Source organism: Flavobacterium aestivum, assembly GCF_026870175.2.
In the GTDB taxonomy this organism is placed as follows: domain Bacteria; phylum Bacteroidota; class Bacteroidia; order Flavobacteriales; family Flavobacteriaceae; genus Flavobacterium; species Flavobacterium aestivum.
This window is the reverse complement of record NZ_CP113977.2, coordinates 342,917-361,722: the sequence shown is the minus strand read 5'-3', so window position 1 is coordinate 361,722 and position 18,806 is coordinate 342,917. Positions and strand designations below refer to the sequence as shown.

Below are 18,806 nucleotides of genomic sequence, written 5' to 3'. Positions count from 1 at the left end.
GGGAACGAATGTGGACGTTTTATTACTCTTGCTGTTAATTTAAAAAAAAAGAATAAGAATTAAGTAAAAACAGAGTCTCGTAGCTCAGCTGGTTAGAGTACTACACTGATAATGTAGGGGTCGGCAGTTCGAGTCTGCCCGGGACTACAAAATTTGAGATTTTAGATTTAAGAATGAAGATTTTAGATTTAAGATTTAAAAAAAAAACTGAAAAATACTTAATAAAAGGAAATTCTAGGGTTGAGACCTTATGAGCTGTGATTCATAACTCATAACTAATAACTCATAACTAAAATTGGGGGATTAGCTCAGCTGGCTAGAGCGCCTGCCTTGCACGCAGGAGGTCAACGGTTCGACTCCGTTATTCTCCACAAGAGCGAAAGCTTATGGCTAAAAGCCAATAAAGTTCATTGACATATTGAGATAAGAAATAATAAAAAGTAGAAAGCAGTTTTACTTGATTTATTTAAGTAAAACGAAACAAAACGGTCATAATTGATTTTATGATTGGTACAATAAGCAAAATAAGGGCGTATGGGGGATGCCTAGGCTCTCAGAGGCGATGAAGGGCGTGATAAGCTGCGAAAAGCTACGGGGATCGGCACACACGATTCGATCCGTAGATACCCGAATGGGGCAACCCACTATGTTGAAGACATAGTACACCGATAGGTGGGCAAACCCGCTGAACTGAAACATCTAAGTAGGCGGAGGAGAAGAAAACAAAAGTGATTCCGTAAGTAGTGGCGAGCGAACGCGGATTAGCCCAAACCAATGTTGTTACGGCAATGTTGGGGTTGTAGGACCACGATATTTCTTGCACAAAGAACCGGAATCTACTGGAAAGTAGAACCAAAGAGGGTGATAGTCCCGTATGGGTAATGAGTGTAAAGGATAGTGGTATCCTGAGTAGGGCGGGGCACGTGAAACCCTGTCTGAATTTGGCGGGACCATCCGCTAAGGCTAAATACTCCTGAGAGACCGATAGTGAACCAGTACCGTGAGGGAAAGGTGAAAAGAACCGTGAATAACGGAGTGAAATAGATCCTGAAACCATACGCTTACAAGCGGTCGGAGCCCATTCGTTGGGTGACGGCGTGCCTTTTGCATAATGAGCCTACGAGTTAACGTTGCTGGCAAGGATAAGTGGTTAAGCCATGGATCCGTAGCGAAAGCGAGTCTGAATAGGGCGCTTTAGTCAGTAGTGTTAGACGCGAAACCGTGTGATCTACCCATGGGCAGGTTGAAGCTGTGGTAACACACAGTGGAGGACCGAACCGGTTGACGTTGAAAAGTCTTCGGATGACCTGTGGGTAGGGGTGAAAGGCCAATCAAACTCGGAAATAGCTCGTACTCCCCGAAATGCATTTAGGTGCAGCGCACGGCGTAAAGTTATATAGAGGTAGAGCTACTGATTGGATGCGGGGGCTTCACCGCCTACCAATTCCTGACAAACTCCGAATGCTATATAATGTTTCCGTGCAGTGAGGGCTTGGGTGCTAAGGTCCAAGTCCGAGAGGGAAAGAACCCAGACCATCAGCTAAGGTCCCCAAATATATGTTAAGTTGAAAGAACGAGGTTTGTCTGCCCAGACAGCTAGGATGTTGGCTTGGAAGCAGCCATTCATTTAAAGAGTGCGTAACAGCTCACTAGTCGAGCGGACGAGCATGGATAATAATCGGGCATAAACATATTACCGAAGCTATGGATTTACAGTTTACTGTAAGTGGTAGGGGAGCATTCTAACAGGGTTGAAGGTGTATCGTAAGGTATGCTGGACTGGTTAGAAAAGAAAATGTAGGCATAAGTAACGATAATGCGGGCGAGAAACCCGCACACCGAAAGACTAAGGTTTCCACAGCTATGCTAATCAGCTGTGGGTTAGTCGGGACCTAAGGCGAACCCGAAAGGGACAGTCGATGGCCAACGGGTTAATATTCCCGTACTAGTTATTACTGTGATGGGGTGACGGAGTGATGAAAGCGCCGCGAACTGACGGAATAGTTCGTTGAAGTACCTACCTATAAGCTGCGCAGGCAAATCCACGCGGCTTGGGGAAATACGATAGTACTCGGAGTCTTCGGACAAAGAGATAGTGCGCCTAAGGGCTTCCAAGAAAAACCTCTAAACTTCAGGTAATAAGTACCCGTACCGTAAACCGACACAGGTAGTCGAGGAGAGAATCCTAAGGTGCTCGAGAGATTCATGGCTAAGGAATTAGGCAAAATAGACCCGTAACTTCGGGAGAAGGGTCGCCCCGAGTAATCGGGGCCGCAGTGAAGAGGTCCAGGCGACTGTTTATCAAAAACACAGGGCTCTGCAAAATCGTAAGATGAAGTATAGGGCCTGACACCTGCCCGGTGCTGGAAGGTTAAGAGGAGATGTTATCTTCGGAGAAGCATTGAATTGAAGCCCCAGTAAACGGCGGCCGTAACTATAACGGTCCTAAGGTAGCGAAATTCCTTGTCGGGTAAGTTCCGACCTGCACGAATGGTGTAACGATCTGGACACTGTCTCAGCCATGAGCTCGGTGAAATTGTAGTAACGGTGAAGATGCCGTTTACCCGCAGTGGGACGAAAAGACCCTGTGCACCTTTACTATAGCTTAGTATTGACCTTGGATAAATGATGTGTAGGATAGGTTGGAGACTTTGAAGTGGCGTCGCCAGGCGTTGTGGAGTCATTGTTGAAATACAACCCTTTGTTTATCTGAGGCCTAACCCCATATTGTGGGGGACATTGCTTGGTGGGTAGTTTGACTGGGGTGGTCGCCTCCAAAAGAGTAACGGAGGCTTCTAAAGGTTCCCTCAGTACGCTTGGTAACCGTGCGTAGAGTGCAATGGCATAAGGGAGCTTGACTGAGAGACATACAGGTCGATCAGGTACGAAAGTAGAGCATAGTGATCCGGTGGTTCCGCATGGAAGGGCCATCGCTCAAAGGATAAAAGGTACGCCGGGGATAACAGGCTGATCTCCCCCAAGAGCTCATATCGACGGGGGGGTTTGGCACCTCGATGTCGGCTCGTCACATCCTGGGGCTGGAGAAGGTCCCAAGGGTTGGGCTGTTCGCCCATTAAAGTGGCACGCGAGCTGGGTTCAGAACGTCGTGAGACAGTTCGGTCTCTATCTACTGTGGGCGTTAGAAATTTGAGTGGATCTGATTCTAGTACGAGAGGACCGAATTGGACAAACCTCTAGTGTATCTGTTGTCCCGCCAGGGGCACCGCAGAGTAGCTACGTTTGGAAGGGATAAGCGCTGAAAGCATATAAGCGCGAAACCCACCACAAGATGAGATTTCTTTTAAGGGTCGTGGAAGATGACCACGTTGATAGGCTATAGATGTAAAGGCAGTAATGTCATAGTCGAGTAGTACTAATAACCCGTAAGCTTATGTACATCCTTTTCCCGAGTCTCAGGACTCGGGAGAGAACTTTCTAATATGCTTTTTATGTTCTTTATCTCAGTATGTTAAGATATTGTGTAATGTTGTTCCGAAAAAGTCGGAATACCCATTGCAAAACGACCTTAAGGTGGTTATTGCGGCGGGGCTCACCTCTTCCCATCCCGAACAGAGTAGTTAAGCCCGCCTGCGCAGATGGTACTGCAGTTATGTGGGAGAGTATGTCGTCGCCTTTCTTTTGAAAAATCCTCATCATTTAATTGTTGAGGATTTTTTTATAAAACTTTCCTTTTTTAAGGTAAGTAATAGGTACCTTAGCTCAGATGGTAGAGCAATGGACTGAAAATCCATGTGTCCCTGGTTCGATCCCTGGAGGTACCACTATAATGCTCGGATGGTGAAATTGGTAGACACGCTGGACTTAAAATCCAGTGAACAGCAATGTTCGTGCGGGTTCAAGTCCCGCTCTGAGTACAAGAAACTTCATTTAGCAAATGCTAAGTGGAGTTTTTTTATTTATCCCTATTACTAAATGATCTTAATGCTTTGATGAAGATCAATACAAAGACTTGTAGTTAATCAAAAGATAGTAATCTGAGTTATTTCCCCATTATGTCTTTAAAGCCTTGATTTTGGGTTTAAAAAATCTTTTTTTGTGTTTTCTTATGAAGATATATTTCAGGAGTGAAAATAATTGTGATGTTGTCTTTGAGAAAAAGCATGTAGAATAACAGACAGGAATCTTTTGTATAGAGCCTAAATTCTGAAATAATAGTCTCATTATAGGTTGCCTATAAATTCGTGTATGAACTGACTGCTCTGAAGTGTTTTTATCAGATAAAACAGAAAATCTCATTCCGTTATAGTGAAATGAGATTTATTTTTGCTAAGCTTTGTATTTTGTTTTGTTACAGTACGATTAGTTGTTATCCATGATATACTCTTGAAGCTATAATTTTATTTTCTTTTATATCGAGAACTTCAGCCACAAGCATATCTTCGTCACCATCAACTGTTCGTACATATTCCATAAAAACACGATCTGAATTCGCGGTAAGGGAGGTTACTTTGTAATGCAATGAAGGCAAGCGATCAAACGCATCTTGCCACCAATCTCGCAATGCTTGCTTTCCTTTAACTAATCCTTGAGTTTCGGGTTTTCTAATTTTTAATTTTGGACTAAAATGTTCGGCATCATCATCATAAAGAGATAATAGCTGTTCTAAATTATGATTATTGAATGCATCAAACCATTTAAAGGCAATTGATTGTAATTTTTCTGGTGTCATTCCTACTTGTTTTTAAATAGTATTAAATTAAAAATCCCTTTACGTTTTGAAGTAAAAGGGATTTAATGAGTTTTTCCGAAAGGATATTATACGTTCTTCAGATTGATAATTTCTTGTTCTGTTAAGATTCTCCAATTTCCTCTTGGCAAATTCTTTTTGGTCAAACCTGCAAAAGCTACACGGTCAATTCTTAAAACATCATAATTAAAATGTTCAAAAATAGAACGTACCACTTTTACGTTAGCAGATTTTAATCGAATTCCTATTTCGCTTTTAGCTTCACCATCAATATAACTTACATCATCAACATGAACACGGTGACCATCAAGGACAAGGCCTTTGTTTATTTTTTCTAAATCTTCAAATTTTAAATTTTTATCTAAAGATACTTGGTAAATTTTTGATGATTTTTGATTCGGTAATGTAAACTTACGGATCATATCAGTATCATTGGTAAACAACAATAATCCGGTTGTATTCTTATCCATTCTTCCTATAGGTCCAATTTTAGAATTAGTAGAACCTTTTACCAACTCTAATACATTACGATATTCTTGACCTTCATCAAGAGCTGTAGTAAAATTTTTAGGCTTATTTAATAAGATATATACTTTTTTCTCTGGAGTCAAAACTACCCCGTCAAAATTAACAACATCTCCTGGTTTTACCATGTACCCCATTTCTGTAACAGGAATCCCGTTTACTTTTACATTTCCAGATTGAATGTAAATATCAGCATCACGTCTTGAACACGTTCCTGAGTTTGAGATATATTTATTCAAGCGAATTTCATCTTTCGCTTTAGGTCTTTTTGGTGCTTGGTTTGGTTTTTTCTCTACTTTATCAGTAGTATCGGCAACTTTAACAATGGTTTTTACTTTTTTTGGACCTTGAGCCCTTTTTGGCATCGCAGGTTTTGGCTTATTGGAACTTGGTCTAGAGCTTGTTGTTCTAGAACTACTTCTTTTGTTATTGCCTTCCTTATTGTTCATAATATTCTATAATTTGTGCAAAGATACTATTTATATCATTGAGAAACGATTTTTAGCAATTAGAAAAAGCTAACTAGTTCGTTAAATGGATTTTAATTTAATATTTAAATTGAATAAATTATGAAATAAATTTTTAATAAATAGAAATCTAAATTGTCATTAATATTTTTTTACCATTCCATAAAACACTTGGATTGATTAGCACAATGCAAAATACACCTGAAACAATAAGGAATTTCAAAACGTTATGCAGTAATATGTATTGCTCCTTTGTATTCCATTTCCAGAGATAAAGTAAAAAGAAAATGAGAACAATAAAGCAACTGTAAAAATAAATGTCCATATAACCAACGTCATAAACATTTATTAAAAAATAGACGGGTACAATAGTCATAAGCGTCAATCCTGTAATTATTTTTTTAGATATTTCTTCTCCATAAATAATTGGAATGGTTTTGTAATCATTTGCCAAATCTCCTTTTAAGTTTTCTAAATCTTTTATCATTTCCCGAATCAATATTAATAGGAAAAGGAAAGATGCATGGGAAAGAATTACAGAAAGTTTAGCGCTATTGTTTTCGATTTCATACAATGGCATTTTTAAGTAAAAATAGAGCAGAATTCCAAAAAAGGGGAGGACCGCTAAAAAAGCCGCCATTAAATTCCCTACCAAAGTGTACTTCTTGATTTTATGTGAATAAAACCATATAAGAAAAATATAAACTGAAAAGAATAAAACAGCCCTAAAAGAAACAAAAAACGCGATTAAGGCCACAAAAAAGTTAAGACTAAAATATACTTGAAGTTTTGTTTTTTGGCTTACCAATCGATCTAATTGCGATTTATTGGGACGATTGATTAAGTCTTTTTTACTGTCGTAAAAACTATTGATTATGTAGCCTGAAGCAATCGTTAAACTAGAAGCCAATACAATAATAAACAGCTGAAAGTCAAGAATTATTGATAGGGCCCTTTTTTCTGGCGCTAGTATAAATATGGCTGATAGATATTGAGCTAAAGCTATAATAGGGATATTATACCCTCTAACCACAGAAAATAAACTGATAATTTTTAATACAAATAGTTTATTCTGCCTGCTTAACATGGAGTAGGTTTAGAGTTTGTAAATGCTATGCTTTAAGTGGTTTAGTATTAAAATTGATAAACTACTTCTAACTTAAAATCTTTCAATGATGCTTTTGCACGTTCTAAATCTTCGGTAAATCCTAGGATATAGCCACCGCCACCTGAGCCACATAATTTTAAGTAGTAATCATTTGAATCTATTCCTGCTTGCCAAATACTATGAAATTGTTCCGGAATCATTGGTTTGAAATTATTCAAAACTACTTTAGATAGTTTTTTGGTGTTTTCAAATAATGACTTCATATCGCCGCCCAAGAAATTTTCTACACAAGCGTCTGTGTATTTAACAAATTGGTTTTTTAACATCGTACGAAACCCTTTGTCTTTCAGGTTTTCCATAAAAATATTAACCATAGGAGCCGTTTCTCCAACAATTCCTGAGTCTAATAAAAATACTGCTCCTTTACCATTAAAACTTTGGGTAGGAATTCCGGTAGCTTCAATGTTATCTTTGGAGTTGATCAAAATTGGAATACTCAAATAACTGTTTAGAGGGTCTAATCCTGAACTTTTTCCGTGGAAGAAACTTTCCATTTGCGAAAAAATAGCTTTTAGAGTCAATAATTTTTCACGTGTTAAATTCTCTAAAACGGTAATTTTATTGTTTGCATACTTGTCATAAATAGCAGCTACCAAAGCACCACTACTACCCACACCATATCCTTGAGGAATACTTGAGTCAAAATACATTCCTGTTTGGACATCATTACTTAAAGTATCTAAATCAAAAGTTACCAAATCAGGTTGCTCCTTTTGTAATTGCTCTAAATAAGTTACAAAACGTTTTAAATGTGCGTTGGATTGCAAAGCTTCTTCTGAAGGATTTGCGTCTTTCTTTAAAGCACCATTATAGAAGTTATAAGGAATTGATAAACCTTTTGAGTCACGGATAATTCCGTATTCTCCAAAGAGTAATATTTTTGAGTAAAATAAAGGTCCTTTCATTTTTATTTTAAATTATCAATTTGTAGTTGGTAATTATTTAATATGTTTTTAAAAATCGACAACATCTCCACGATTTTCATTTTGTATTGCTATGTTTATTTCTTCTTGCTGTTCGGGTGTTAATTCTTCCCAAATCTCATTTTCTTTCTCTTCAAAAATTGCTTTTATTTTTTCCAGAAGGTCAATATCATTGGTCTCTAATATCCTTTTAATCAGTTCTAGTTTTTTTGAATTTAATTCCATGACCGTAGCAATTAAAAGTTAAAGATAGAAAAAAATCCTTTACCCCGTTGCAGCACCATTGCCTATTTCATCGCAAAGATACTGCCCATTTTGACAATAGTCAACTAATTCGGATACAATAAATTGTAACACTTTTTCTTTAGCAGTATTTGGATACAAAACATGCACATTTGCTCCAGCATCTAAGGTAAAACAAACAGGTATTTTTGTTTCATTTCTAAATTTCCAAATGGCATTAATGATTTGCAAAGTATTGGGTTTCATTAGAATAAAATAGGGCATAGAAGTCATCATCATAGCATGTAAGGTCAAAGCTTCACTTTCTACAATTTTGATGAATTCTTCAAGATTCCCATTTTCAAAAACAGGAATTAGTTTATCTAAATTTTCATGCGCTTGGGCAAATCGCCTTTCGGCAAAAGGATGGTTGTGCATTAAATCATGGCCTAAAGTGCTCGAAACTTGTTTTTCGCCTTTATCAACCAACAAAATTGTGTCTTGAAAATTTTTGAAAATATCATTGATTGCATACGGATATTCAACTCCGTACAAATCCGAACTTCCTTTTATATTGGCTTGATTGCCCCAAACTACCACTTGGCCTTTTACACTTCTGCAGGCGCTTCCTGATCCTAGTCGTGCCAGAAAAGAAGCTTTGTTGTAGAAATAATCTTCGGACATTGCTGGATTTAAAGCTTTTTCTAAACTCATAAAATTCATCGCCAAAGCTGCCATTCCAGATGCCGAAGATGCAATTCCTGAACTGTGTGGAAATGTATTTTGAGTGTCAATCGTAAAATGATAGTCTTTCAGAAAAGGCAAGTATATTGCAACTCGCTCTAAGAATTTCTGAATTTTTGGTTTGAAATCTTCTTTGGGTTTTCCTTCAAATAGCAAATCGAAAGAAAAATTACCGTCGTTTTGTCTTTTGGCGAAAGCCAGAGTTGTTATCGTTTTGCAATTATTCAAAGTAAAACTAACCGATGGATTCGCGGGAATTTGATTCTCTTTTTTGCCCCAATATTTTACTAAAGCTATATTACTGGGTGCGCTCCAAGAAAAACTACCTTGGTCTATTGTGTGATTGTATTTTGATGGAATGAAATCGTTGGCTTCAAACATGGATTGTATTATTTTTTTGCAAAGATACTTTTTTTGTCCAACCCGTTTATTGGTTTATTTAGTTAATCGTTAGAATTTTTAAGTATTTTTGGGGCCTCTAAAAAAAGTGAAATGAATAAGATTACTCGAATATTATCTATAGTTGTTACCTGTCTTACGGTGGGTTATTTTTCAGGAATTATTACCCGTTCTGCAATTACAACTTGGTATCCTACATTGATTAAGCCTAGTTTTAATCCTCCTAACTGGATCTTTGCTCCTGTTTGGAGTATGCTTTATATCATGATGGGACTTGCAGCTGGATTGGTTTGGGACAGAATAGATTTTGAAAAAGAAATCGTTAAAAAAGCATTATTGTTTTTTGCTATTCAACTTGCTTTAAATGCATTGTGGTCGTATTTGTTTTTTGGACTAAAAAATCCAATGCTAGCTGGTTTAGAAATAGTTATTCTATGGTTGATGATTTATGAAACCTATATTCAATTTGCCAAAATCAATAAAATTTCAGGGTATTTATTTATCCCTTATTTACTTTGGGTGAGTTTTGCCACGATTTTGAATGGCAGTATTTGGTGGTTGAATAGGTAATTTGCAGTCGATAGTTTGCAGCAATCAGTTTGCACTGTAGTTCATAAATTATTTTAAAGTTTCAGTTTTTTGAACTCTCTATTTTTTATGGTCAAAAAATCCATCATGCTAAGCACATTATTATCCTTAACTACTTTTTTGGATTTAGGATCTGCATCACAAAATTGAAGAAAAAGATCAATTTCGTCTGGTTTTAATTTTAAAGTTTCTAGATAAAATTTTTGATCACAGATGTTTTTTGCTAGTACTGCAAATTCAATTTCAGGAGTAGTTTCTTTTTGAGGTTCTTTTTCTTTTGAGAATAAGTCTATAAACTTTTTGCCAAGTGTAATAAAATTTAATCCGTTAACAAACGTGCCCTCTCTCATAGCTTGAAATCCTTCGTTATTATCAAACTTTTCTGTGGTATACTGATCTAGTTTACTTTGCTCGTATTTTTTGTCTTTACTTAATTTTAAATTTTGTTTTTTTTCAACTAATACTTCCTCTAATAGCTCGGCCTTTTTAAGCATTTCAACTTGCAGATTGTTTTGGTCTATCAGCTTTTGAGATACTTTTAGTTTTTTTAAATTAAAATCTTTTATATAAAAGAAGAGGCTATCATTAGGTTTAACGGCAATTATAAATTCTCCATTTTCATTTGTTGTGGTGCTTTTTTGTGAAGTTTTATTGATCACATCTACGTTATACAGTAAAAAATTCTCCGAAGATACAACTCCAGTAAGAAACTTTTTCGTTTGTGAAAAACTGAATTGACATGTAAATAAGAATAATACTAAAAGTAATTTTACGTTCATTTGTAAGTATTTATTGAAAGTAAAAGTATCCTAATAGTCCCTAAGAAAAACTTAGAATTGATGTAATTTTTTGTTAATTAATTCTTTAATTAAATTGAATTCGCCACAATAAACCCACTTGTCCAGGCATTCTGGAAGTTGAATCCACCTGTAATGGCGTCAATATTTACAATTTCTCCAGCAAAATAAAGATTTTCATGGAGTTTGCTTTCCATTGTTTTGAAGTTGATTTCTTTTAAATCGATTCCGCCTGCAGTTACAAATTCTTCTTTAAAGGTGCTTTTTCCATTTACTTGAAAAGTACCATTTGTTAATTGATTGGATAAATTTTGTAATTGTACTTTGGATAAATCAGCCCATTTGGTTTCGGCTTCAATATTCGATGCTAAAACTAAACTCTCCCATAAACGATTTGGAAATTCGAAAGGAGATTTCTTCGAAACAGCTTTTTTAGCGTGTTCTTGTTTTAAAGTTTTTAAAAGTTTTTCGGCGTCTTCGGTATCAACATCGTTGAGCCAATTGACAAATATGGTAAACTGGTAGTTTTTATCAAACAAAGTTCTTGCTCCCCAAGCCGATAATTTCAAGATTGCCGGACCACTCATTCCCCAATGTGTGATTAATAATGGACCTGTTGAAGTCAATTTGGTATCTTTTACCTTTACGGTAACTTGTGCCGCCACGCCTGGTAATTCTTTGATACGTGGGTCTTTTATATTAAATGTAAATAATGAAGGAACTGGACTTACTATTGCATGACCTTGTTGTTGAAGCATTTCCCAAATTTTAGGATTACTTCCTGTGGCAAGAACCAATTTTTCTGCAATATAATTTTCGTTTTGCGTTTCGACTTTCCAAAAATTATCTTTTTTGAATATCGACTGAACGCTTTGACCAGTGAGTACTTTAATCCCAAGCTTTTGAGTTGTTTTTACAAAACAATCGATAATGGTTTGGGAAGAATTAGAAACTGGAAACATGCGTCCATCTTCTTCAATTTTGAGTTCGACTCCATGTTTTTCAAACCATTCTATTGTATCTCCAGAACAAAATTGATGAAAAGGACCTCGTAATTCTTTTTCACCACGAGGATAAAACTTTACCAATTCGTTTGGTTCAAAACAGGCATGGGTTACATTGCAGCGTCCTCCACCAGAAATACGAACTTTTCCCAGTACTTCTGATCCTCTTTCTAGAATGGCAACTTTAGTTTTTGGATTTTTCTCTACAATATTGATAGCTGTAAAAAACCCTGCGGCACCTCCGCCAACTATTAGTATGTCAAAATTTTGATTCATGATTGAGTATGGAAATTGAAACTGTGTTCTATTGATTTACTATTTGTTGTTTTATAAAGATAAAAGCATCAAATAATTTTGAATGCAAAGGTAAGCATTCGTTTTCTAATGACTATTGAGTCTAAACTTTTTAAATACGGTCAAGGAAATCTGTGATTATTCCATCTACTTTGAATGATTTCATTTCTTGGATAGCCTCTTTCTTATTTACTGTCCATGGAAAAACAAGAATCCCTTTCTCTTGTATTTTGGTAGTATAGTCATTGGTTAATAATTGAAAGTCGGGATGCAAGGCTTCGGCTTTTAGAAATCGGGCAAAAGAAATAGCCAAATCCAAATCGGTTTCTGTTAAAACTCCAATTCGGATATCGTCGTTTAAAAGTCTAACTTGTTGCAAGGCATTCCAATCAAAACTTGACACTAGAAAATGAGTATGATTCCAATTTTTGTCTGAGATATAACGCTCAATCAATTGAACTACTTGCTCAGCGGTATCTTGATTTTTTAATTCAACATTGATAAAACAACGTTTATTAACCAAATCGAAAACTTCTTCTAATGTTGGAATCTCATATTGATCATTGATGCGAAACGATTTGAGTTCCTGCAAGGAGAGTTGGTTTACAATGCCTTTCCCGTTAGTTGTTCTGTCTATGGTTTCATCATGAATAACGACCAAATGACCATCTGAACTTAAATGCACATCCAGTTCAATACCATCTGCCCCCATTTCTATTGCTTTCTGAAAAGAGATCAATGTATTTTCGGGTTCATATCCTTTGGCTCCGCGATGTCCTATTTTGAGAATTTTATTCATATCAAGATGTTGTTTGTTTTTTAATGGAAAATGATTTTGCCATTCCTATTTATCTTTAGGAATCATGGTGATTTCATAACGCTAGTAAAATGTAAACATAAAAAAACGCCTTCATTTCTAAAGGCGTTTTGATGAATATTATTCGATATTATTTTTTTATTTCTAATAATACAATATCAAACTCACTGTCAATCATAACTTTTTTATTTAAAACAGTTGCTAATTTACCGGAATAAGCATCTCTAAGTTTTGCACCTTCTTTAAATGCTGATCCTACCGGAATTTCTTTTTTCCCTTTAACCAAATCCAATCCGATTACAACTGAATCTGTATAGTTTCCTTTAGCAAAAGTTCTGGAACACACATAAGGTTTTGTTGAAATCTCTGCATTTACACCAGCTCCTACCGATGGGTGATTGGCTCTGAATTGACCTAATTTTCGCCAATGTGTAAGTACCTGTTGCGTTGTTTTATTAGTTATTATGACATCCCAATTCATAAACGAACGCAATGTTGCATCTCCTTGAGTTCCTTCGACGACTAATGATCGTGCCGATTCATCTCCATAATAGATTTGGGAAATACCTGGTGTTAGCAATAATTTCGTTCCGCTTTCGATGCTTTTTGTTCGATTGGGATCAAAAGGAGAACTATCATCGTGCGAAGACAAATAGTTCAGGACTGAATATCCTTTCAATTGATTATTGAGCAAATCTGAATATTTTTTGAATATAAAAGAATATTCTTTTTGAGCATCGCTTTTAAATTCAAAATTAATCATAGCAGAAAAACCATTTTCGTAATAATTTACTTTTCGGTCGCCAAAATCAAATAGTTGTCCACTACTGATGTTGTAATTATAGACTTCCGCAATAGTGTAAAATGGATTATTGTCCAATACTTTGGTTGGATTATTTTTTTTCCACTCGGAAAAAGAATTATCACATTGTGTTTTGAAATCTGCCCAAACACCTTCGTTGGTATGTTTTACGGTATCAGCTCTATAACCATCAATTCCAAACTCAGTAATATAATCTGTAAGCCATTTTATGATATAATATTTTGGAGTTCTTGGGTAGCCTGTTCTTTTAAAAAAGGCATCCAATGAAGCCACTTCCTTTTCGTATCTTCCTTCGGCTTTCCATTTTTCGATTAAAAAAGGAGGGAGGCTTACAGCAGTAGTGCTTTCCGTTTTTACATCGGGTAAATTGGCCACTAATGTACAAGCGGTTGTGTTTTCAAAATTACTGTATTGACATTTAGGCTCTGTTCTAACCCAACCTTCCGGCCAAACAGTATCTACATCGGTAACTGGACCAGTATGATTAATTACACCATCAAGCATAATACGGATTCCTTTGTTATGGGCTTTTTTTACCAATTCGGCTAAGTCTTTCTTGGTTCCGAAGTTTGGATCTAAAGCTGTCCAATCTCTAGCCCAATATCCATGAAATCCATAACTAAAGCCTGTTCCTTCATCTACTCCATCGTGAATTTGTTCGACAATAGGAGTAAACCAAATTACATTGACACCTAGTTTTGTAAAATAACCCTCGTCTAGTTTTTGAATAATTCCTTTGATATCGCCACCTTCGAAACCACGGAGTTTACCGGTTTTTTTGTTTCTATTGAAATTGACATCATTTGATTTATCTGCGTTATAAAAACGATCTGTCATCAAAAAGTACAAATTGGCGCCTTCCCAAACAAAGGGCGTTTTTTCGGTTTTTGATTTTACATTTCTTTCTTTTTTTGCTTGTGCAAAAGCTATTGAAGTAATCAATAATAGCAAAAAAGACAGTGTTGTGATTTTTTTTGTCATTTTATAATTGAATTTTAATTTCTTTATCCATTCCTTTTTCAATTGCTACAGGAATTTCCAAAGTGTTAGTATTGGTTTTGAAATCAACATTCATTCCGTTTACAGTAATTTTAATTGGCTTATTTACATTATGAACAACTAAATTAATTTTCTTATCGATACTGGTAAACGATTTTCCAACAATGGTATTTACTTTGATAGTAATTAATTTAGCAGTTGTATTGTTAGCAAAATTGATTATTTCGTAAGCTCCTTTTTCATAAGCATTTGATGTCAATCCATCATCATTATATACTTTACCAAAACTATTTGTTGCTTTCTCATCATAATAAAAATGCAAATCAAAATTAGCCAATGAATATTTGCTTGTGTTTTGAATCGTTTTTATCATGGGTATAAAAGCGCCTCCACGTACAAAAACCGGAATGTTATCGGCAGAAACAGAAACCGTTTCAGTAGCGCCCGCTTCATGTTTTTTGTCAGTATAAAAATCAAACCAATTGTTGCTTTTTGGAAAATAAATTGAGGTACTTGTAACAGCGGCTTTAGTAATTGGGGTCACCAAAAAATCATTTCCCCACAAATAAGAATCACAAGAATTTAATAGTTTTTCGTTTTGAGGTTCTTCGAAAAATAGGGGACGCATCAATGGCAAACCTTTGTTGTTGTTTTCGAAAGCTAGTGTGTAGTTATAAAGCAGCATTTGGTAACGCAACTCGATTTGTTTTTTGGCTTTGGCCTTAGTCACGATATCTTTATAGACTGGTTCGGAAGCTACATCTTCTTGGGCATGTGGACGATATACAGGTTGGAAAACTCCGTATTGTAACCAACGGATGTACAATTCATTGTCAAAATAGTCTCCTGCAAATCCTCCTAAATCGGAGTGCATATACGCCATTCCCTGCATTCCCATTTGTAATGCGATTTCGGGTTGTGATTGTAGTCCTTCCCAAGAACGGCTTACGTCTCCGGACCAAGGAATCATTCCGTAATTTTGAGAGCCTGAATATCCAGCTCGCATTAAAATAAAAGGGCGCACAGTTGGGAAATCTGTTGCATACCCATCACGAATCATTTTTGCCCAAGTGTGGCCATAAATATTATGCACTTCATCGGCAGAACCTTGAGTGGTAAAAGCTGCTGAAGGGAAAACTTCTGGCTCTCCTAAATCGCCCCACCAACCACCAATTCCTTGATTGATTAAGTTTTTGTAGATATTCCAAAACCAAGTTTTTCCTTCGGGTTTAAAAACGTCTACCAATCCGGTGTTGCCAAAATAGAAATCATATTTAAATGGATTTCCAACTTTATCTGTGGCTAATATTTTTTTGTCTACCGCTTCTTGCCATTTTTTTGAAGTTGTTAGAATAAATGGTTCTGTTATTAAAATCGTTTTTACTCCTTTACTGTTCAAATCGGTTATCATTTTCTTTGGATCAGAGAAATTATCTTTATCCCAATCTAAGTTTCCCATTGTCCCTTGAACGGTTTTCCCAAACCAATACAAATCAAGGATTATGGCGTCTACAGGAATTTCATCTTTGATGTATTTGTCTATGGTTTTCGTTACTTCGTCTTGTGTGTGATATCCAAAACGGCTTGAAAAATTTCCTAATGCCCAACGAGGAACAAGTGGTTGTTTTCCTGTAAGTATGGTATAATTTGAAATTAAATCTGTCCAAGTATCTCCAGCAATTACTTGATAGGTTTTTCTTCCAGAGATGGTTTCATAAACTAGAGTGTTGTCTTTTTTACTGTCTAAATCTAAATATCCGATGGCTCCATTATCAAAATGAACTGCATAAATTTTAGAAGACAGCACAAGCGGAATAGAGAAATTCATTTTCTTGGAATGCGTTCCATATCCATAATCGGCTTGGTTGTACAATTCCAAACGATTTCCGCGTCGGTTCATGCCTAATGCACGAGCTCCAGCTCCGTAAAGAGCTTCGGAAGCATCTAGATTAAACTCTAATGTTTCTTTGGGTTGCTCTTTACTGATAGCGACATTTTCTCTTTTTGCATATCCATTTTTTTCGGAAATCAGCTCTTTGTTTTTATACAAATAAGTGATTTGAAATGGACTTTTTACAATAGAAACTGTAATTCCATTAGAGGAAAAAACTAATTGGTTTTGGTTTTGCTTTATTTTAAAGACCGTTTTTGCAGGAGTCAAAACAACGGCATGTGAGTTGGAATTCAAATTTTCTCCAACAGGTAGAAAAGTGGTTTCGATTATTTTGTCTGAATAGGGTTTAATGAAATACTGCCCATCAGAAGTTTTTATTTCTAATGTGTTTTGAACTAATTTATAGCTTTCGAATTTCCTGTTTGCATTTTGCGCAAATGAAATACTTGAAACTAATAGGAATAAAATAATATTTTTCATTTTTTGCTTTTTAATTCAATTCTAAAATCAGAACCGATTTTCCTTCAATCGTAATATCACTTTTTAAATCAATAGATTTCCCAGAAAGTACATCGACTCCCGTTTTATAATTTAAAATACTTTCTTGAAAACGACCAGTTGGGAAAGTTTGTGTTTCTTTATTGTTGTTTATGACTACCATTACCGATTTTGAATTGGTATATCTGAAATAAACATAGACATTCTTTTCTGGGATGTAATGTTTCATTTTTCCAAAATGCACAACATCATTGGTTTTTCTCCAATTGAATAATTGGGCCGAAAATTCAAAATATTTTTGCTGTTCTGGAGTTCTTCCAGCTTTGGTAAAGGCATCATTTTTGTCTCCAGACCAACCTCCTGGAAAATCCTGACGAATGGCTGCATCTCCATCCTTGTCTTTATTACCAGACATTCCAATCTCGGAGCCATAATAAATTTGCGGAATTCCACGAACGGTAGCCAACAATGTCATTGCCATTTTATATTTCGAAAAATCATTTTTATATATTTCATTGAAGCGATTCGTATCATGATTTTCAACAAAAGTCATAATGCTATTGATATTCGGGTATAAAAAGTCATTGGTGAAATTCTCATAGACATTTACCATTCCGGTGTTCCAAGTATTATTATCTTCATTAAATACTTTAGCCAAAGTTTCGGTTAATGTAAAATCCATGACTGATGGCAAATGCGAATTATAATTTTCTATAGCTGCAATTTTACTGTCTTTTTGCCAATATGCCATTTGAGCCTGATCGTGCATCCAGACTTCACCAACGATATTAAAATTAGGATATTCATCGGTAATAGCCTTAGTCCATTCGGCAATTCCTTTTTTGTCGCAATAGGAATAAGTATCTACACGAAAACCATCCAAATTGGCATATTCAATCCACCAAATGGCGTTTTGTTTCAAATAGATATTCACTAATGAATTGGACTGGTTTAAATCGGGCATTGATTTTACAAACCAACCGTCCATACACATTTTGGAATCAATTTGTGATGCATTGGTATCAAACTGCGTTGTCATTCTGTAATTAGTTTGGGCGTAACCCGGAAATTGATGCAACCAGTTATAAGTAGGCAAGTCTTTCATCATCCAGTGTTCTGCTCCCCAATGGTTCGTAACATAATCCATGATGAGTTTCATGTCACGGTTATGCAATTCGGATGAAAGTTGCACATATTCTTCATTCGTTCCAAAACGAGGATCTATTTTATAAACATCAGATTGCCCGTAAGTATGGTACGAATAGGTTTTGTCATTGTCTTCGCAAAGTGGTGTTGGCCAAAGGGCCGTTGCTCCTAATTCTTTTATATAGTCTAAATGTTGAATCATGCCGGCAATATCGCCTCCATGTCTCCCACCGGGAAGTGATCTGTTTCCTTTTTCAAAAACCGATTTATCGCTGTCGTTTTTGGGATTTCCATTAGCAAAACGGTCTGACATCACCAGATAAATCAAATCAGAAGCATCAAAACTTTTTCTGGAAGCTGAATTTTCCCTTCTCTGTTTTAAACTATATTTTTTGGTAAAAACGACTTTTTTATTTTTAGAAAATGAAAAAATAAAATCTTGTGCCGTTGTATTTTTGGTGTCAATTGTAACGAAAAGATAATTGGGGTTTTCGGTTTTTTGAACTTCTTTTATGGCAATTGCATTTGATGCCGTTACTTCATTTTGTGCAATATCTTTGCCATAGAACATAATTTGCAGCTCTGGATTATGCATTCCGGCATACCAAAAAGGAGGCTCAACTCTTTCTATTTGTGCAAAAATTGAAGTAGAGATGAATAAAAAAAGAAGGACTGCTTTTTTCATAAGTTCAACAATTAAAAATATTTTTAAAGTCTAAGCCATATTTTTTTTAACCATTAAGACATCAAGAAAATTAAGTTTTGTCTTAATGAATCTTAATGTCTTAAT

Annotated in this window: 13 protein-coding genes, 4 tRNA genes and 2 rRNA genes; 7 read left to right on the top strand and 12 right to left on the bottom strand. The window is 35.8% G+C overall.

The features are described from left to right. Positions 1-73: 73 nt before the first annotated feature. The 6 genes from OZP08_RS01655 to OZP08_RS01630 all read left to right on the top strand — a co-directional run bounded on the left by OZP08_RS01655 (position 74) and on the right by OZP08_RS01630 (position 3,875). Positions 74-147, top strand: a tRNA-Ile gene (locus OZP08_RS01655). Between the two features lie 150 nt (positions 148-297). Then, a tRNA-Ala gene (locus tag OZP08_RS01650) sits at positions 298-371 on the top strand. A 142-nt stretch (positions 372-513) separates the two neighbouring features. Beyond that, positions 514-3,397, top strand: a 23S ribosomal RNA gene (locus OZP08_RS01645). A 130-nt stretch (positions 3,398-3,527) separates the two neighbouring features. Continuing rightward, positions 3,528-3,637, top strand: a 5S ribosomal RNA gene (gene rrf / locus OZP08_RS01640). A 72-nt stretch (positions 3,638-3,709) separates the two neighbouring features. Further along, positions 3,710-3,782, top strand: a tRNA-Phe gene (locus OZP08_RS01635). 7 nt (positions 3,783-3,789) lie between these two features. After that, positions 3,790-3,875: transfer RNA gene (locus OZP08_RS01630), tRNA-Leu, on the top strand. Between the two features lie 452 nt (positions 3,876-4,327). Here OZP08_RS01630 and OZP08_RS01625 read toward each other — a convergent pair. The 6 genes from OZP08_RS01625 to OZP08_RS01600 form a co-directional block, all read right to left on the bottom strand. Beyond that, on the bottom strand, positions 4,328-4,690 hold the full coding sequence (locus OZP08_RS01625) for a nuclear transport factor 2 family protein (RefSeq protein ID WP_268848016.1): 363 nt from the start codon (positions 4,688-4,690) through the stop codon (positions 4,328-4,330). 86 nt (positions 4,691-4,776) lie between these two features. Further along, a complete protein-coding gene (locus OZP08_RS01620; RefSeq protein ID WP_281322837.1) occupies positions 4,777-5,682 on the bottom strand; it encodes a pseudouridine synthase in 906 nt (301 codons plus the stop codon). A 148-nt stretch (positions 5,683-5,830) separates the two neighbouring features. Next, positions 5,831-6,787, bottom strand: a complete 957-nt coding sequence (locus OZP08_RS01615; protein WP_281322836.1) for a geranylgeranylglycerol-phosphate geranylgeranyltransferase — start codon at positions 6,785-6,787, stop codon at positions 5,831-5,833. Positions 6,788-6,834: 47 nt separating this feature from the next. After that, entirely contained in the window at positions 6,835-7,773 is a 939-nt protein-coding gene (locus OZP08_RS01610) for a mevalonate kinase family protein (RefSeq protein WP_281322835.1), read from the bottom strand. A gap of 48 nt (positions 7,774-7,821) precedes the next feature. Then, positions 7,822-8,016: a hypothetical protein gene (locus tag OZP08_RS01605; RefSeq protein WP_268848015.1), complete on the bottom strand. Its 195-nt coding sequence runs from the start codon at positions 8,014-8,016 to the stop codon at positions 7,822-7,824. A 39-nt stretch (positions 8,017-8,055) separates the two neighbouring features. After that, on the bottom strand, positions 8,056-9,138 hold the full coding sequence (locus tag OZP08_RS01600; RefSeq protein WP_268848014.1) for a diphosphomevalonate decarboxylase: 1,083 nt from the start codon (positions 9,136-9,138) through the stop codon (positions 8,056-8,058). A 111-nt stretch (positions 9,139-9,249) separates the two neighbouring features. On the opposite strand from OZP08_RS01600, the gene OZP08_RS01595 reads away from it, so the two are divergent. Further along, positions 9,250-9,726: a TspO/MBR family protein gene (locus OZP08_RS01595; protein WP_268848013.1), complete on the top strand. Its 477-nt coding sequence runs from the start codon at positions 9,250-9,252 to the stop codon at positions 9,724-9,726. 53 nt (positions 9,727-9,779) lie between these two features. On the opposite strand, the gene OZP08_RS01590 is transcribed toward OZP08_RS01595, so the two are convergent. The 6 genes from OZP08_RS01590 to OZP08_RS01565 all read right to left on the bottom strand — a co-directional run bounded on the left by OZP08_RS01590 (position 9,780) and on the right by OZP08_RS01565 (position 18,701). Then, on the bottom strand, positions 9,780-10,523 hold the full coding sequence (locus OZP08_RS01590) for a hypothetical protein (RefSeq protein ID WP_268848012.1): 744 nt from the start codon (positions 10,521-10,523) through the stop codon (positions 9,780-9,782). An 89-nt stretch (positions 10,524-10,612) separates the two neighbouring features. Next, complete coding sequence (locus tag OZP08_RS01585) at positions 10,613-11,821, bottom strand: BaiN/RdsA family NAD(P)/FAD-dependent oxidoreductase (protein ID WP_268848011.1); 1,209 nt, start codon at positions 11,819-11,821, stop codon at positions 10,613-10,615. 130 nt (positions 11,822-11,951) lie between these two features. Then, the gene (locus OZP08_RS01580) at positions 11,952-12,638 is read right to left on the bottom strand and encodes a glycerophosphodiester phosphodiesterase (protein ID WP_268848010.1); all 687 of its coding nucleotides are present in this window, start codon (positions 12,636-12,638) and stop codon (positions 11,952-11,954) included. A 148-nt stretch (positions 12,639-12,786) separates the two neighbouring features. Continuing rightward, on the bottom strand, positions 12,787-14,460 hold the full coding sequence (locus OZP08_RS01575; RefSeq protein ID WP_281322834.1) for an alpha-amylase family glycosyl hydrolase: 1,674 nt from the start codon (positions 14,458-14,460) through the stop codon (positions 12,787-12,789). A gap of 1 nt (position 14,461) precedes the next feature. Next, on the bottom strand, positions 14,462-16,852 hold the full coding sequence (locus OZP08_RS01570) for a glycoside hydrolase family 31 protein (RefSeq protein WP_281322833.1): 2,391 nt from the start codon (positions 16,850-16,852) through the stop codon (positions 14,462-14,464). 10 nt (positions 16,853-16,862) lie between these two features. Continuing rightward, positions 16,863-18,701 (bottom strand): glycoside hydrolase family 13 protein, encoded by a 1,839-nt coding sequence (locus tag OZP08_RS01565; protein ID WP_281322832.1) that lies wholly within the window; start codon positions 18,699-18,701, stop codon positions 16,863-16,865. Positions 18,702-18,806 lie beyond the last annotated feature (105 nt).

What these genes read in the sequence shown, in the direction of transcription:
- OZP08_RS01620 (WP_281322837.1), bottom strand. Translation starts at nt 5,682, where the DNA reads ATGAACAATAAGGAAGGCAATAACAAAAGAAGTAGTTCTAGAACAACA.
- OZP08_RS01625 (WP_268848016.1), bottom strand. Translation starts at nt 4,690, where the DNA reads ATGACACCAGAAAAATTACAATCAATTGCCTTTAAATGGTTTGATGCA.
- OZP08_RS01615 (WP_281322836.1), bottom strand. Translation starts at nt 6,787, where the DNA reads ATGTTAAGCAGGCAGAATAAACTATTTGTATTAAAAATTATCAGTTTA.
- OZP08_RS01590 (WP_268848012.1), bottom strand. Translation starts at nt 10,523, where the DNA reads ATGAACGTAAAATTACTTTTAGTATTATTCTTATTTACATGTCAATTC.
- OZP08_RS01570 (WP_281322833.1), bottom strand. Translation starts at nt 16,852, where the DNA reads ATGAAAAATATTATTTTATTCCTATTAGTTTCAAGTATTTCATTTGCG.
- OZP08_RS01580 (WP_268848010.1), bottom strand. Translation starts at nt 12,638, where the DNA reads ATGAATAAAATTCTCAAAATAGGACATCGCGGAGCCAAAGGATATGAA.
- OZP08_RS01575 (WP_281322834.1), bottom strand. Translation starts at nt 14,460, where the DNA reads ATGACAAAAAAAATCACAACACTGTCTTTTTTGCTATTATTGATTACT.
- OZP08_RS01600 (WP_268848014.1), bottom strand. Translation starts at nt 9,138, where the DNA reads ATGTTTGAAGCCAACGATTTCATTCCATCAAAATACAATCACACAATA.
- OZP08_RS01610 (WP_281322835.1), bottom strand. Translation starts at nt 7,773, where the DNA reads ATGAAAGGACCTTTATTTTACTCAAAAATATTACTCTTTGGAGAATAC.
- OZP08_RS01565 (WP_281322832.1), bottom strand. Translation starts at nt 18,701, where the DNA reads ATGAAAAAAGCAGTCCTTCTTTTTTTATTCATCTCTACTTCAATTTTT.
- OZP08_RS01585 (WP_268848011.1), bottom strand. Translation starts at nt 11,821, where the DNA reads ATGAATCAAAATTTTGACATACTAATAGTTGGCGGAGGTGCCGCAGGG.
- OZP08_RS01595 (WP_268848013.1), top strand. Translation starts at nt 9,250, where the DNA reads ATGAATAAGATTACTCGAATATTATCTATAGTTGTTACCTGTCTTACG.
- OZP08_RS01605 (WP_268848015.1), bottom strand. Translation starts at nt 8,016, where the DNA reads ATGGAATTAAATTCAAAAAAACTAGAACTGATTAAAAGGATATTAGAG.